The organism is Kitasatospora sp. NPDC127116, from assembly GCF_042677365.1.
Classification (GTDB): domain Bacteria; phylum Actinomycetota; class Actinomycetes; order Streptomycetales; family Streptomycetaceae; genus Kitasatospora; species Kitasatospora lactacystinica.
Window position 1 is genome coordinate 1 of sequence record NZ_JBHXTL010000175.1, and the last position, 16057, is coordinate 16057.

Consider the following 16057-nt stretch of genomic DNA (forward strand, 5'->3'; position numbering starts at 1 on the left):
TCCCGCGGGCCCCCCCCGCGGGGGGCCCCCCCGCCTCTCCACTGTCCTCCTCACCGTCCGAGAGTCCGAAAGGCCAGGGAATGCGTATCGCGCTCGTCTCCATGCCGTGGCAGGCCCTGGAGATGCCGTCGCTCCAGGTCGGTCTCCTGCACGCACTCGTCGCCCGGGAACGGCCGGCCGACGAGGTCGCCGAGTACCACGGGTGGCTGCGCTGGGCCGAGTTCCTGCTGGAGCACAGCGACGGCGAACTGACGCCCACGGAGTACATGACCGTCGCCGACGACCAGGTGTTCGACGGCTTCGGCGACTGGGTCTTCTCCGGCAGCCTCTACGACGACGACCAGTGGGGCACCGAGCAGCTCACCGCCTACGCGGCCCGCACCGGATCGTCGATCGACAGCCTGCTGCGGATGCGCCCGCACGCCGCGCGGTTCATCGCCGAGGCCGCCCGGGAGGTGCTCGCCACCGACCCCGACGTGGTCGGCATGACCACCACCTTCCTGCAGAACGTGCCCTCGCTCGCCCTCGCCCGGGAGATCAAGCGCCTGCGGCCCGAGGTCGTCACCGTGCTGGGCGGCAGCAACTGCGACAGCGTCATGGGCCACGCCCTGCACCGCAACCACCCCTTCCTGGACCACGTCGTGCGCGGGGAGGCCGAGAAGACCTTCCCGGCGCTGCTCGCCCACATCGAGCGCGGCACGGCCCCCGCGGACGTCCCCGGGGTCTGCTGGTGGGACGGCGGCACCTCGCGTGCCAACCGGGAGGCCCGCGGCACCGTCCCGATCGGACTGCTGCCCAGCCCCGACTTCGACGCCTGGCAGGAGTCCTTCGACTCCTCCCCGGTGGCCGAGTTCGTCGAGCCCAAGCTCGTGGTGGAGGGTGCCCGCGGCTGCTGGTGGGGCGAGAAGCACCACTGCACCTTCTGCGGGCTCAACGGCAGCCTGATGGAGTTCCGTTCGAAGAACGGCGAGCAGCTCTGGTCCGAGATCGAACGGCTCGTCCAGCGGCACAAGTTGCTCGATGTCATCACGGTCGACAACATCATCAGCATGGACTACTTCCGTGACTTCCTGCCACGGGCCGCCGACAGCGGGTGGGACCTGCGCATCCACTACGAGGTGAAGTCGAACCTCAGCCAGGACCAGATCGCCCTGCTGGGCCGCGCCCGGGTCACCCACGTCCAGCCCGGCATCGAGAGCCTGAACAGCCGGGTGCTCGGTCTGATGGACAAGGGGGTCACCGGCGCCCGCAACGTCCGTACCATGCGGGAGTGCGAGAACCACGCGCTCACCTGCGTCTGGAACTACCTCTACGGGTTCCCGGGCGAACGCGACGAGGACTACACGGAGATCATCGACCAGATGCCCGCCCTGCGCCACCTCCAGCCCCCGGGCGGTGCCACCCGCATCGCGCTGGAGCGGTTCAGCCCGCACTTCACCAACCCCGCGCTGGGCTTCACCGAGCGCCGCCCCGCCGACATCTACCAGCACGTCTACCAGCTGCCGCGGGAGGAACTGGAGGACCTGGTCTACCTGTTCGACGCCCCGGCCACCGGCATCCAGGGCGAGCTGGAACGACGGCTGGCGGAGGAGATCGACCGCTGGACGGAGGCCTACCCGTCCTCCCGGCTCCTGCTCGAACCGGCCGCGGACGGCGGCGACGGCGGCGAGGAGGGGGACCTGCTCGTCCACGACGAACGCGAGGGCTGGCCGCGGCGCACCCACCGGCTGACGCACTGGCGGGCCGCCGCGTTCCGCGAGCTGGAGCACGGCCGCACCCTCCCCGCCCTGCACCGCCGCCTGGCCGAGGCCGGGTACGAGGTCCCGCTGGACACGCTCACCGACTGGGGACGCGAACTGCTCGCGCACGGACTGGTGTTCAAGGACGACGACACCCTGCTCGCGCTGCCCACCCGGGCGGTGCCGGTGCGCGCACCCGACCTGGGCACCGCCTTCCCGGCCGCCCTCCCCACCCCCGAGGAGGTGGCGTGATGCCGATCGCCAAGCCCTCCCTCGCGGCGCCGGACCTGCCGGACCTGCCGGACACGGTCCCCCATCGGCTGGACGGCCGGCTGGTCGTCCTCGCCGCGCCGGTCCCCCTCGGCGCGGGCGGGCGGCCCGCCGCCGAGGCCGTCCGGCTGCTGCGCGAGTGCCAGAGCCACGTGCTCCCGGTGCGGTGGTCCCTGGCCCCGGACGACCCGGCGCTGCGGGACCCCTCCGCCGCCGACTTCGCCCTCCACCACCTGCACCACCTGCCGCCGCCCGCCCCGCAGGATCCCGGGACGGCCGACCCCTCCGGGGCCGCGGAGGCCGGACCCGCCCTGGCCGAGTGGCGCTCCGCCTACGCGTACGGACGGTTCTACTACCGGCAGGGACCGGGCTTCCTCCAGGTCAGGGACCGCCGGGACCCGGACGCCTCGGCCCGCTTCGCGCTGGACCACCCCGACCTGGTGGCCACCTTCCGGGCCTGCCTGACCCCCACCGCCCTGGACGACCTCAGCAGTACGGGCCGTGAGGCCGTGTCCGTCCTGGCGTCCGAAGGCCTCGTGCTCGTCACGCGGGGCTGGGCGGTGACACTGCCTCCACGCATCCGCCACTGGACCGTGCCCGACACAGGAGTCTGATACATGGGATCTTCCACGGCCGAGGAGTCGTCCGTACCCGCGGAGTCCGGCCCGCCCGCGACCCCGCCCCCGGCCCCGGAATCCGTGCCGCTGCGCCGGCACCGTCCGCTGCTGCTGCTGGTCACGGAGCAGATGACCAGCTCGGTGGGACGCCAGGTCACCGCGCTGGCGCTGCCGCTGCTGGCCATCGCCCACCTGCACGCCGGCCCGCTGGGCGCCTCGGCGCTGATGGCGATGACCTACCTGCCCGGCGTCCTGCTCAGCCCCCTCATCGGCGTCGCCGTCGACCGGGCCCGGCTGCGGCGGATGCTGGTCTCGCTGTCCTGGCTGCAGGTCCCCGCCATCGGCAGCGTGCCGCTCGCGGCCGCGCTGGACGGCCTGACCTGGCCGCACCTGTTCGCCGCGGCCGCCGCCTCCGGGGCGCTGAACTCCGCCCAGAGCGTCGCGCTGCAGTCCTGTCTGCCCCGCGTGGTGCCCGCGGAACGCCTGCTGCCGGCCAACTCCTCGCTCACCGGCGCCCGGACCATCGGCCTGATCGGCGGGCCCGCGCTCGGCGGCCTCCTGATCAGCGTGATCGACCCGGCCCCGGCGCTGCTGGTCGAGTGCGCCGCCTACCTCGTCGGCGGGGCCCTGTTCCTCGCGCTGCCGACCTCCCTGAACCGGCCGGCGAACGCGGCCAGCGGCGCGCGCTCCCGCCTCGAAGCCCTGCGGGAAGGCCTGGCGGTCATCCGGCGCGAGACCCTGCTGCGCCGCCAGGCCCTGGCCGCGGCCGGACTCAACCTGGGCGGCGGGGCCGGCGGCGGCCTGTTCGTCCTGTACGCCGACCGGGAACTCCAGCTGCCCCCGTGGCAGCTCGGCGCCGTCTACGCCGCGTACGCCGTCGGGATGGGCTCCGGTGTGCTGGCCGCGACCTCCGTCACCCGTTCGCTGGGCATGGCCCGGGCCATCCGGCTGTGCGCCGTGGGCGCGGGGGCCGCCCTCTTCCTCATCCCGGCGGCCTCCCTGGGGCTGCCGTTCCCGGTCCTGGTGCTGTACCAGCTGCTGTTCGGACTGCTGGCCACCGTCTGGTCGATCGCCATGACCACGGGGCGCCAACTCGTCACCCCCGCCCACCTGCTGGGCCGCGTGAACGCCTTCCTCCAGGCCGTGCTGACCGCCACCCTGCCCGTCGGCGCCTTCGTCGGCGGGTGGCTGGCCTCCCGGGTCGGCATCGTGCCGGTGCTGGTCGGGGCGGCGGCCGTTGCCCTGGCGGGCGCGAGCAGCCTCTGGTTCCCGCGCGACATGCTCGCCGAGATCGAGCGGGCGGCGGAGCGGAAGAAGGCCTGAGCCCGCCCCCGGGTCCCGCCGGCCCCTGAGCTCCGTCGTCCCCGCACCACGTCCCCCGAGGAACAGGAGGCCGCATGTCCGGCGAAGCGGGAACCGTGCTGATCACCGGAGCGAGCAGCGGCATCGGAGCGGCCACCGCGCGCCGGCTCGCCGCCCGCGGGCACGACCTGGTGCTGATCGCCCGGCGCGAGGATCGCCTGAAGGCGCTGGCCGCGGAGCTGTCCGCCGACCACGGCACCGCCGCCGTCGCGGCGCCCCTGGACCTGGAGCGCACCGACGAACTGGCCGACGCGCTGACGGACGTCCTCGCGGCCCTGCCCGGCCCGCTCGCCGGCGCGGTGCTGGCGGCCGGGCACGGCCGCGGCCACGGACCGGTGCGGGAGGCCGACAGCGCGCCGTGGGAGTCCCAGCTGCGGGTCAACCTGCTCGCCCCGATGATCGTCACGCGCCTGCTCCTGCCCGAACTGGACGCCCGGGGCGGGGACCTGGTGCTGGTCGGTTCCCTGTTCGGCACCCGGCCCTCGCCCGGCTACGCGGCCTACGCCGCCACCAAGCACGGGCTGGCGGGCTTCGTCCGCTCGCTCGCCGAGGAGGAACGGCCGCCCGGCGGCTGCCGGATCTGCCTGATCTCCCCCGGCGCCACCAACACCGAGTTCGCCTCGGTCCTGTCCGGGGCCGCCGCCCCGCGCGTCCACGAGGTCACCGACTGGCCGTACCACCCGCTGCTCGCCGAGGACGTGGCGGCCGCCGTCGCGTGGGCGATGGGCCGCCCCGGCCACGCCCGGATCGCGGAGATCACCCTCGACGCCGCCGACGCCCGGTACTGAGCCGCCCCGGTACCGAGCCGCCCCCGAGCGCGCGGCCACGAGGGCAGGGCCGGCCGGTGACGCGCTACGCCGTCCCGCCGTCCGTCCGCACCTCGGGGCGGCCGGGCTCGGCCCTGCGCGTGTGGAAGCTGCCCGGACGGTCGGTGCGGCGGTAGGTGTGGGCGCCGAAGAAGTCGCGCTGCCCCTGGATCAGCGCGGCGGGCAGGTGCTCGCTGCGCAGGGTGTCGTAGAAGGCGAGCGCGGCGGAGAACGCCGGCACGGGGATGCCGTGCTGGGCCGCGCCGGCCACCACCGTGCGCCAGGCCGCCTGGGCGTCGGAGACCTCGGCCGCGAACCGCTCCTCGGCGAGCAGGCTGACCAGGTCGGGGTTGGCGGCGTGGGCGGCGCGGATCCGGTCGAGGAACGCGGCGCGGATGATGCAGCCGCCGCGCCAGATCCTCGCCACCGCCCCCAGGTCGATGTCCCAGCCGTACTCGGCCGCGGCGTCGCGGATCATGGTCCAGCCCTGGTCGTAGGCGATGACCTTCGACGCGTAGAGGGCCTGTTCGACGTCGCGGGTGAAGCGCTCGGCCTCGTGCGGGCGCAGTTCCTGCCTGGTCCCCCCGGGCAGCGGCCGGTAGGCCGCCCGCAGTTCGGCCCGGGCGGAGGCGACCCGGGCGAAGGTGGCCTGGGCGATGGCGGTGACCGGGGACCCGAGGTCCAGGGCGGTCTGCACCGTCCAGCGTCCGGTGCCCTTCTGCTCCGCGGCGTCCTGGACGATGTCGACGAAGGGCCTGCCGGTGGCGGCGTCGGTGTGGGCGAGCACCTCGGCGGTGATCTCGATCAGGTAGGAGTCGAGCCGCCCCTTGTTCCAGTTCCGGAAGGTCTCGGCGATCTCGGCCGGGGTGTACCCGCCGACCTCCCGCAGGAGGTGGTAGGCCTCGGCGATGAGCTGCATGTCGGCGTACTCGATGCCGTTGTGCACCATCTTCACGAAGTGGCCGGCCCCGTCGGTGCCGATGTGGGTGCAGCACGGATCGCCGTCCACGTGGGCGCTGATCCGCTCCAGCATCGGGCCGAGGACGGCGTAGGACTCGGCGGAGCCGCCGGGCATGACCGAGGGGCCGTGCAGCGCGCCCTCCTCCCCGCCGGAGACGCCGCTGCCGACGAAGTGGATGCCGCGTTCGCGCAGCGCCCGCTCCCGGCGGCGGGTGTCGGCGAAGTGCGCGTTGCCGCCGTCGATGATCATGTCGCCCGCTTCCAGCAGCGGGGCGAACTCCTCGATGACCTCGTCGGTGGCCTGCCCGGCCTTCACCATGATCAGGAGCCGGCGGGGCCGTTCCAGCGCGGCCACCAGCTCCTGCGGCGATCCCGCCGGGACGAACGCTCCCTCGTGGCCGAACTCCTCGACCAGCGCCGTGGTCCGTCCCGGCGTGCGGTTGTGCACCGCGACCGTGTAGCCGTTGCGGGCGAAGTTCCGCGCCAGGTTGCGGCCCATCACCGCGAGCCCCGTCACGCCGATCTGTGCGGATGCCTCCATGGGCGGGTGCTTCCTTCCTCGGGGAGTCCCCCGGCCGGGCCCGCGGGTCCTGCGCCGCGGCCGCCGGGGCCGGCCGTACCCATGCTCACAACCCGCGCCCTCCCGCCGCGCGGGGAACTCCCCCGTTCAGGTGCCCCGGGCCCGCGGCGACGCCCGGCGTCTCAGCGGACCGCCTCGACCGGCTCCACGTCCGCCTCCGGGTCCGTCTCGGGATCCGTCTCCGGCCGGCGCACGGACATCTGCCCGGTCGGCAGGTCCCGGTGGCCGCGGATCGGGGAGCAGTAGAGGAAGAGGGCCGCCGCCGGTACGCCCGCGGTCAGGATCCACAGGGCCGGGCGCAGACCGAGCCAGGTGCCGAGCGCGCCGCCGAGCACGGCGCCCAGCGGCATCGTGCCGTAGTTGAGGAACGCGGAGCTCGCGACGAGCCGGCCGAGCACGCCGCTCGGGCAGTAGCTCTGGACGAACCCGGACTTGAGCACATTGCCCGCCACCACGCCGATCGACACCCCGGCGTAGGCGAGGACGACCATCGTCAGCCCCCAGCCGGGGCCGGCCAGCGGGATGAGCAGGGCCAGCGCCGGCAGCACCAGCTCGAACATCAGCAGGGAGCGGCCGGTGCCCAGCCTGGCGCTGACCCGGCGCACGACGAAGGCTCCCAGCACGCCGCCGACACCGCCGACCATCGCCAGGCTGCCGATCGTCCCGGAGGACAGGCCGATCTCACGGACCAGGAAGACCACGGTGAGCGACTGGTACCCGGACAGGGCGAGGTTGGACGCCGCTCCGAAGAGCGCCAGGCTCCGCAGGAAGGGGTCGCCGAAGAGCAGCCCCAGTCCTTCCCGGATCTCCTCGGCCATGGCGCCGCGCGGTCGTTCGACCCGCTCGGGAGCGGCCTCCCGGTGCCGGATGCCGACCAGGCAGAGCGTCGCGAGCAGGAAGGTCGTCGTGTTGACCAGCATCCCGTTGGCCGCGCCCGCGAGTTGGATGAGCAGGCCGCCGCAGCCGAGCCCGACGATCTGCGCCGCGGAGGCGCTGCCCTGGAGCTTGGCGTTGCCCTCGGCCTGGTCCTCCGGCTTCACCAGCGTCGGCAGGTAGGCGGTGTACGCGGTCTGGAAGAACACCGTGGCGGCGCCCGCGAGCAGGGCCACGAGCAGGAGTTGACCGACCTTCAGCACCCCCGCCCAGGCCGCCACGGGAACGCTGGCGAAGAGCGCGAAGCAGACGATGTTGGCCCAGAACATCACCTGCCTGCGCCTCAGCCGGTCCACCCAGACCCCCACCGGCAGCCCGATGAGCAGCCACGGCACCCAGGGCGCCGCGCTCAGCAGGCTCACCTCGAAGGTGTCGGCGTGCAGGGTCGAAACGGCGATCAACGGGACGGCGAGAACCGTGACCGACTGACCGAAGCGCCCCGCGGTCTCGCCCAACCAGAGGAGCCGGAAGTCCCGGTGGCGGCGGAGCAGGCCACCACGTGTGTCATTGCCCATCGATCGCTCCAATTTCTCGAGGAAGGGAAGCCGAACCGTCCGAAACCGCCCGCCGACCGGGCCCCCTCCCGCTCGCCGGGCAGTGCCGGGACGAACGGGAGGGCCGTCGCGCGGCCCGTGTGCCGACCGGCACACGGGCCGCCTATCCAGCAGCTAGGACCCGTCGCGCTCGCCCGCGAGCCGGGCGGCGAGGACCGGGCCGATCTGGGCGAGCTGATCCGGCCGCGTCATTTCACCATGCCGTCCGGTCACCCGGTGCACCTCGATCCGGCCCGTGACGTGGGGCTGCCAGTCCTCGGGCCGCACCGGCGGGAACGGCTCCTCCCTGGTCGCCTCGAAGAAGAGCACATCGCCCCTGAACGTACGGGACTTGAACGAGTCCAGCACCGCGACGTTCCCGAGGAAGACCCTGGCCATGGCCTCCAGCGTGGCGTCGTCGAGCAGCGCGAACGGACCGTCCGCCGCCGCCGCGGAATCCGGGTCGTAGCCGAGCGACTCCAGGAGCGCCCGCACGGCCTCCTCGCCGCTCAGTGCCTCGGCCGACCCGGCCGGGGTCCCGGTGCCACCGGCCGGGAAGCCGTCCATCAGGGTGAGGACCTCGATCTCCTCGCCCTCCTCCTGGAGCCGGACGGCGAGTTCATGGGCCACGACCCCGCCGAACGACCACCCCAGCAGCGCGTACGGGCCCTGCGGCTGCACGGAGCGGATCAGTGCCAGGTAGTCGTCGACCATGGCGTCGAGGCTCTCCGGAACGGCCTCGGGGGCCAGCAGGCCGCGGGCCTGGAGACCGTACAGGGCACGGTCGCCGTCGAGGTGGCGGAGCAGTCCCGAGTAGACCCAGCTGATGCCGGCCGCGGGGTGCACGCAGAAGAGCGGCCGGGCCGCCGGCCCGCTGCTCCTGCGCAGCGGCAGCAGGGTGGCGAGGGCGCCGTCGCCCTGCCCCGCGTCGTCCAGCCGTCCGGCGAGGGCGGCGGCGGTGGGGGCGTCGAAGACGTCCCGGATGCCGATCTCGGCGCCGAGGGCGGTGCGGATCCGGCTGATCAGCCGGGCCGCGAGGAGCGAGTGACCGCCCAGGAGGAAGAAGTCGTCGTCGATCCCCACCGACGGCACCCCGAGGACCTCGGCGAACACCGCGCACAGGATCTCCTCCTGCGCCGACCGCGGAGCCCGCCCGCCGCCGCCCGCACCGGCGACCGGCGCCGGCAGCGCCCGCTGGTCGAGCTTGCCGTGCGACGTCATCGGCAGCGCCTCCAGCACCACGACCGCCGAGGGCAGCATGTGGCGCGGCAGCCGCCCCGCGGCGAAGCGTTGCAGCTCCTCCGGGTCGGCCTCCCGGTCGGCGACCGGCACCACGTAGCCCACCAGGCGCTGGTCCCCCGGCCGGTCCTCCCGCGCCACCACGGCGGCCTGCGCCACCGTTTCGTGCGCCTGCAGCACCGCGGCGATCTCCCCCGGCTCGATCCGGAAGCCGCGGATCTTCACCTGGTCGTCCGCCCGGCCCACGTACTCCAGGGCGCCGTCGGCCCGCCACCGCACGAGGTCGCCGGTGCGGTACATCCTCTCGCCCGGCGCCCCGAACGGATTCGCCACGAAGCGCTCGGCGGTCAGGGCCGGCCGGCCCAGGTAGCCGCGGGCCAGGAGCTCCCCCGCGATGTACAGCTCGCCGGGGACGCCCGGCGGGACCACCCGCAGCCGGTCGTCCAGGACGAACAGCCGGGTGTTGCGGATCGGCCGGCCGATGACCGGCCGCTCGTACGCGCCGATCACGGCGTTCGTGCTGTACACGGTGCACTCGGTGGGACCGTACTGGTTGTTGCCGGCGACCCCGGCCCGCCGCAGGTCCGCCCAGAGCGCCTCGTCGACCGCCTCGCCGCCGACGTCGACGATCCGGGGGCGGGAGGAGCGCTCCGCGGAGAGCATGCCCAGCTCGATCAGCTGCCGGCAGTAGGTCGGGGTCGTCTCGATGTAGTCGATCCCCTCGGCCTCGATGTAGTCGACCAGGAGTTCCGGCGTCCGGCGCGTCCCGTCGTCCACCAGGTGCAGCTCGTGGCCGTCCAGCAGCCAGAAGAGCAGCAGCCAGCTGGCGTCGAAGGTCGTCGCCCCGATCATGGCGGCGCGCAGGGGGCGGCCGGCGGAGGCGATGTCGGCCCGGTAGACGTCCTCCCGGTGGCTGTGGACGAGGTTGGCCAGCGAGTGGTGCTCGATGAGCACGCCCTTCGGCTTCCCCGTCGACCCGGAGGTGAAGATGGCGTACGCGGAGTGCTCCGGGCGCAACGGCGAGAGCCGATCGGCGTCCGACACGTCGGCGTCGGACCGGCCGGCCAGTTCGGCGCCGACCGCGGGCTCCGCCAGGTCCAGCAGCTGCGGCACGCGCCCGCCGAGGCCCGCGAACCGCGCGGCGGTCTCCCGGCCGGTGATCACGAGGGCGGGCCCGCAGTTGTCCAGCATGTACGTGACCCGCTCGACGGGGTACTCCGGGTCGACGGGGACGTAGCAGGCGCCGGCCTTCAGGATCGCCAGCAGCGAGACGATCAGGTCGGTGCCCCGCGGCAGCAGGACGGCCACGGTCTGCTCCGGTCCCACCCCGCGGTCGATCAGCAGCCGCGCCAGGCGGTTCGCCCGCGCGTTCAGCTCACGGAACGTCAGGGCCTCGCCCTGGAAGACGAGCGCGTTCGCGTCCGGCATCCGCCGGACACTCCCCTCGAAGATCTCCGGGACCGGCCGGGTGTCCGCCGGGACGCGCCCGGTGTCGTTCCACTCCACGAGGATCCGCCGGCGCTCGGCCGGGGTCAGGACGTCGACCGCCTCGATCGACCGGTCCGGGTCCGCGACCACGGCGGCCAGCAGCCGGAGCAGGCGGTCCGCCAGCAGGGTCATGGTGGTGCGGTCGAAGAGGTCGGTGGCGTAGTGCAGCACGGCGAGGATGCCGGCGGGCGCATTGGAGCCGTCCCGGTTCTCGACGCAGGTCAGGTTGAGGTCGAACTTGACGGGCGGCGTTCCGAAGGACTCGGGCTGCGCGGTGAGGCCCGGCAGCCGCAGGGTGCCCTCGTCGTTGTTCTGCAGAACCAGCATCACCTGGAAGAGCGGGTGCGTGGAGCTGGAACGGACGGGGTTCAGCTCCTCGACGAGCCGCTCGAACGGCAGGTCCTGGTTGGTGAACGCCGCCAGGTCGGTGTCACGGACCCGGCCCAGCAGCTCGCCGAAGGTGGGGGCGTCCGACACGTCGGTCCGCAGCACCAGCGTGTTCACGAAGAACCCGACCAGCTCGTCCAGGGCCTGGTCCGAACGCCCGGCGACGACCGTGCCGATCGGGATGTCCGTGCCGGCGCCCAGCCGCGACAGCAGAGCGGCCAGCGCCGCGTGCAGCACCATGAACAGGGTGACCCCGTGGCGGCGCGCCAACGCGTCCAGTTCGGCGTGCAGTTGGGGATCGAGGTGGAACTCCAGCAGCTCGCCCTCGTGCGAAGCGGCGGCGGGGCGGGGCCGGTCGAAGGGCAGAGCGACCTCCTGCGGCGAGCCCTTCAGCGCCTCCGCCCAGTAGGCGAGCTGCTGGTCCATGGTCTCGGCGAGCTGGTTGTGCTGCCAGAGGGTGTAGTCGGCGTACTGGACGGTGAGCGGCTCCCACTCCGGGGTGAGCCCGGCCAGCCGGGCCCGGTAGGCCGAGGCGATACCCGACCAGAGCGGACCGGAGGACCAACCGTCACTCGCGATGTGGTGCAAGGTCAGCACCAGGACCGATTCGTCCTCGCCGAGAGTGAACAGCGCGACCCGCAGCGGGAGTTCGGTGGCCAGGTCGAAGGTGGCGAACGCCTCGGCCGAGATCCGCTCCGCGACTTCGTCCGCCGTGCTCGGCTGGACCCGGAACGGGACCTGGGCGTCGCCGGCGGGCAGAATCAGCTGGCGGGGCTGCCCGTCGTGCGCGGGATAGATCGTGCGCAGGGCCTCGTGCCGGGCGACGACGTCGCCGATCGCGCCGCGCAGGGCCTCGACGTCCACCGTGCCGTGCAGGCGGAACGCGAAGGGGCTGTTGTAGGTGGCGGAGGCGCCTTCGAGCTGGTCCAGGAACCACAACCGCTGCTGGGCGAACGACAGCGGCAGCACCTCCGGCCGCACGCCCGCCACCAGCGCGGGTCGGGCCGGGCCACCGTCCTTCAGCTTCTCCACGACGCCCACGACCGTCGGGTTGCGGAACAGGTCACGGATGCCCAGCTCGGCGTTCAGGGTCGTACGGATCCGGCTGATCAACCGCGTCGCGAGAAGCGAATGACCGCCCAGAGCGAAGAAGTTGTCGTCGATCCCCACCGACGGCACATCGAGGACCTCGGCGAAGAACGCGCACAGGATCTCCTCCTGCGCCGTCCGGGGACCACGATGCCCCCGCACCGCGCCCTGCCCCTCCTCGGCCTCCTCCGCCGCACCGACCCGCGCCCGCTCCGCCCGCGCCAGGAAGTACCGCTCCTGCTCAGGAGAGTCGAAGACCTCCCAGCCGGACACCGGAACCTCCGGATCCCCGGCCACAACAGCGAGCAAGCGCACCAACCGCTCCGCCAGCAGGGTCATGGTGGCGCGGTCGAAGAGGTCGGTGGCGTAGTGCAGCACGGCGAGGATGCCGGCGGGCGCATTGGAACCGTCACGGTTCTCGACGCAGGTCAGGTTGAGGTCGAACTTCGCGGGCGGGGTCCCGAAGGACTCGGGCTGCGCGGTGAGGCCCGGCAGCCGCAGGGTGCCCTCGTCGTTGTTCTGCAGAACCAGGAGCACCTGGAACAGCGGGTGCCGGCCCAGCGAGCGGACCGGGTTCAGCTCCTCGACGAGCCGCTCGAACGGCAGATCCTGGTTGGTGAACGCCGCCAGGTCGGTGTCACGGACCCGGCCCAGCAGCTCGCCGAAGGTGGGGGCCTGCGACACGTCGGTCCGCAGCACCAGCGTGTTCACGAAGAACCCGATCACGTCGTCCAGGGCCTGGTCCGAACGCCCGGCGACGACCGTGCCGATCGGGATGTCCGTGCCGGCGCCCAGTCGCGACAGCAGAGCCGCAAGCGCGGCATGCAGCACCATGAACAGGGTGACCCCGTGGCGGCGCGCCAACGCGTCCAGTTCGGCGTGCAGTTGGGGATCGAGGTGGAACTCCAGCAGCTCGCCCTCGTGCGAGGCACTGGCGGGGCGGGGGCGGTCGAAGGGCAGAGCGACCTCCTGCGGCGAGCCCTTCAGCGCCTCCGCCCAGTAGGCGAGCTGCTGGTCCATGGTCTCGCCGAGCTGGTTGTGCTGCCACAGTGCGTAGTCCGCGTACTGGACCGCCAGCGGCTCCCAGACCGGCACGGAACCAGCCAGCCGGGCCTGGTAGGCCGAGGCGATACCCGACCAGAGCGGACCGGAGGACCAACCGTCACTCGCGATGTGGTGCAGAGTCAGGACGAGGACGGACTCCCCCTCACCGAGCGTGAACAGCGCGACCCGCAGCGGGAGTTCGGCGGCCAGGTCGAAGGTCGCGAACGCCTCGGCCGAGATCCGCTCCGCCACCCCCTCCTCCGTGCACGGCTCCACCCGGAACGGCACCTCGACATCGCCGACCGGCAGAATCAGCTGCCGCGGCTGACCACCGACCGTCGGGTAGATCGTGCGCAGGGCCTCGTGCCGGGCGACGACGTCGCCGATCGCGCCGCGCAGGGCCTCGACGTCCACCGTGCCGTGCAGGCGGAACGCGAAGGGGCTGTTGTAGGTCGCGGAGGCGCCTTCGAGCTGGTCCAGGAACCACAACCGCTGCTGGGCGAACGACAGCGGCAGCACCTCCGGCCGCACGCCCGCCACCAGCGCGGGTCGGGCCGGGCCACCGTCCTTCAGCTTCTCCACGACCCCGACCACGGTCGGGTTGCGGAACAGGTCACGGATGCCCAGCTCGGCGTTCAGGGTCGTACGGATCCGGCTGATCAACCGCGTCGCGAGAAGCGAATGACCGCCCAGAGCGAAGAAGTTGTCGTCGATCCCCACCGACGGAACATCGAGCACCTCGGCGAAGAACGCGCACAGGATCTCCTCCTGCGCCGTCCGAGGACCACGATGCCCCCGCACCGCACCCTGCCCCTCCTCGGCCTCCTCCGCCGCACCGACCCGCGCCCGCTCCGCCCGCGCCAGGAAGTACCGCTCCTGCTCAGGAGAATCGAAGACCTCCCAGCCGGACACCGGAGCCTCCGGATCCCCGACCGCCACACCCAGCAACCGCACCAACCGCTCCGCCAGTTGGTCCGCGGTCCCCCGATCGAACAGATCGGTCGCGAACTGCAGAACAGCCGTGATACCGGCGGGCGCATTGGAACCGTCACGGTTCTCGACGCAGGTCAGGTTGAGATCGAACTTGACGGGCGGCGTCCCGAACGATTCGGTCGTCACGACGACATCAGGAAGCCGAAGGGTGCCCTCGTCATTGTTCTGCAGGACCAGCATCACCTGGAACAGCGGGTGCCGGCCCAGCGAACGCACCGGGTTCAGCTCCTCCACCAGCCGCTCGAACGGCACGTCCTGGTTCGTGAACGCCGCCAGATCCGCGTCACGGACCCGGCCCAACAGCTCGCCGAAGGTCGGCTCACCCGACACATCCGTCCGCAGCACCAGCGTGTTCACGAAGAACCCGACCACGTCGTCCAACGCCTGGTCCGAACGCCCCGCCACCACCGTCCCGATCGGGACGTCCGTGCCGGCGCCCAGACGCGACAGCAGAGCCGCCAACGCGGCATGCAGCACCATGAACAGCGTCACACCGTGCCGCCGGGCCAACCCCTCCAGCTCGGCGTGCAGTTCGGCGTCCAGCCCGAACTCCAACAGCTCGCCGTCATGCGACGCGGCGGCGGGGCGGGGCCGGTCGAACGGCAGAGCCAGCTCCTGCGGCGAGCCCTTCAACGCCTCCGCCCAGTAGGCGAGCTGCTGGTCCATGGCGTCGCCGAGCTGGTTGTGCTGCCACAGTGCGTAGTCCGCGTACTGGACGGCCAGCGGCTCCCACTCCGGGGTGAGACCGGCCAGCCGAGCCTGGTAGGCCGAGGCCATACCCGACCAGAGCGGACCGGAGGACCAACCGTCACTGGCGATGTGGTGCAAGGTCAGCACCAGGACCGATTCGTCCTCGCCGAGGGTGAACAGCACCACCCGCAGCGGAAGTTCGGCGGAGAGATCGAAGGTGGCGAACGCCTCGGCGGAGATCCGCTCCGCCACCTCGTCCTCCGTGCACGGCTCGACCGTGAACGGGACGTGGGCGTCGCCGACCTGCAGAATCAGCTGGCGGGGCTGGCCGTCGACCGTCGGATAGACCGTACGCAGGGCCTCGTGCCGGCCGACGACGTCGCCGATCGCGCCGCGCAGAGCCTCCACGTCCACCGTGCCGTGCAGGCGGAACGCGAACGGGCTGTTGTAGGTCGCGGAGGCGCCTTCGAGCTGGTCCAGGAACCACAACCGCTGCTGGGCGAACGACAGCGGCAGCACCTCCGGCCGCACGCCCGCCACCAGCGCCGGACGCGCCGGACGGCCGTCCTTCAGCTTCTCCGCGACACCCACCACCGTGGAGGCGTCGAACAGGTCACGGATCCCGAGCTCGGCATCGAAGGTACTGCGGATCCGGCTGATCAACCGGGCTGCCAGGAGCGAGTGGCCGCCCAGGGCGAAGAAGTCGTCATCGATGCTCACTGACGGCACCCCGAGGAGCTCGGCAAACAGGCCGCAGAGCAGTTCCTCCTGCACCGAGCGCGGGGCTCGTCCGTTCTGCTCGGCGGTGACGGCTGCGGGTGCAGGCAGGGCGCGCTGGTCCAGCTTGCCGTTCGGCGTGATCGGCAGCGCCTCCAGCACCACCAGCGCCGAGGGGACCATGTGCCGCGGCAGACGCCCCGTGGCGAAACGCCTCAGCTCATCAACCTCGATCTCCCGGCCGGTGACCGGCACCACATAGCCGACCAGACGCTTGTCCCCAGGACGGTCCTCCCGCGCCACCACGGCGGCCTGGGCCACCGCCTCGTGCGCCTGCAGCACCGCCGCGATCTCCCCCGGCTCGACCCGGAACCCCCGGATCTTCACCTGGTCGTCCGCACGCCCCACATACTCCAGCACCCCGTCGGCACGCCAACGCCCCAGGTCACCCGTCCGGTACATCCGCTCGCCCGCCGCACCCAACGGACTCGCCACGAACCGCTCCGCCGTCAGCGCCGCCCGACCCACATACCCGTGCGCCAGACCGGCCCCCGCCGCATACACCTCACCGACCACCCCCGCCGGCACCGGACGCAACCACGCGTCCAAC

At 72.8% G+C, this 16057-nt stretch carries 7 protein-coding genes; 4 read left to right on the forward strand and 3 right to left on the reverse strand.

The annotated features are described in order from the left end of the window. Positions 1-80 precede the first annotated feature (80 nt). From ACFVHV_RS39540 to ACFVHV_RS39555, 4 genes are all read left to right on the forward strand, one after another. Positions 81-1991, forward strand: coding sequence for a RiPP maturation radical SAM C-methyltransferase (locus ACFVHV_RS39540; protein WP_380358155.1), 1911 nt, complete (start codon positions 81-83; stop codon positions 1989-1991). Next, on the forward strand, positions 1991-2623 hold the full coding sequence (locus tag ACFVHV_RS39545; protein ID WP_359912544.1) for a DUF5825 family protein: 633 nt from the start codon (positions 1991-1993) through the stop codon (positions 2621-2623). The genes ACFVHV_RS39540 and ACFVHV_RS39545 overlap by 1 nt, the downstream gene beginning before the upstream one ends. A gap of 3 nt (positions 2624-2626) precedes the next feature. Further along, positions 2627-3949, forward strand: a complete 1323-nt coding sequence (locus ACFVHV_RS39550; protein WP_380358158.1) for an MFS transporter — start codon at positions 2627-2629, stop codon at positions 3947-3949. 74 nt (positions 3950-4023) lie between these two features. Further along, a complete protein-coding gene (locus tag ACFVHV_RS39555) occupies positions 4024-4776 on the forward strand; it encodes an SDR family oxidoreductase (RefSeq protein WP_380358161.1) in 753 nt (250 codons plus the stop codon). Positions 4777-4840: 64 nt separating this feature from the next. On the opposite strand, the gene gndA is transcribed toward ACFVHV_RS39555, so the two are convergent. The 3 genes from gndA to ACFVHV_RS39570 all read right to left on the reverse strand — a co-directional run bounded on the left by gndA (position 4841) and on the right by ACFVHV_RS39570 (position 15942). Beyond that, positions 4841-6295 carry an NADP-dependent phosphogluconate dehydrogenase gene (gndA, locus tag ACFVHV_RS39560; protein WP_380358164.1) on the reverse strand — a complete coding sequence of 485 codons (1455 nt, stop codon included), beginning with the start codon at positions 6293-6295 and terminating at the stop codon, positions 4841-4843. A gap of 161 nt (positions 6296-6456) precedes the next feature. Beyond that, entirely contained in the window at positions 6457-7782 is a 1326-nt protein-coding gene (locus ACFVHV_RS39565; protein ID WP_359912533.1) for an MFS transporter, read from the reverse strand. Between the two features lie 153 nt (positions 7783-7935). Further along, positions 7936-15942: an amino acid adenylation domain-containing protein gene (locus tag ACFVHV_RS39570; protein ID WP_380358167.1), complete on the reverse strand. Its 8007-nt coding sequence runs from the start codon at positions 15940-15942 to the stop codon at positions 7936-7938. Between the last annotated feature and the right edge of the window lie 115 nt (positions 15943-16057).

Bases quoted from the DNA above. Each gene is read 5' to 3' on its own strand.
- ACFVHV_RS39540 (WP_380358155.1), top strand. From the start codon at position 81: ATGCGTATCGCGCTCGTCTCCATGCCGTGGCAGGCCCTGGAGATGCCG.
- ACFVHV_RS39545 (WP_359912544.1), top strand. From the start codon at position 1,991: ATGCCGATCGCCAAGCCCTCCCTCGCGGCGCCGGACCTGCCGGACCTG.
- ACFVHV_RS39550 (WP_380358158.1), top strand. From the start codon at position 2,627: ATGGGATCTTCCACGGCCGAGGAGTCGTCCGTACCCGCGGAGTCCGGC.
- ACFVHV_RS39555 (WP_380358161.1), top strand. From the start codon at position 4,024: ATGTCCGGCGAAGCGGGAACCGTGCTGATCACCGGAGCGAGCAGCGGC.
- gndA (WP_380358164.1), bottom strand. From the start codon at position 6,295: ATGGAGGCATCCGCACAGATCGGCGTGACGGGGCTCGCGGTGATGGGC.
- ACFVHV_RS39565 (WP_359912533.1), bottom strand. From the start codon at position 7,782: ATGGGCAATGACACACGTGGTGGCCTGCTCCGCCGCCACCGGGACTTC.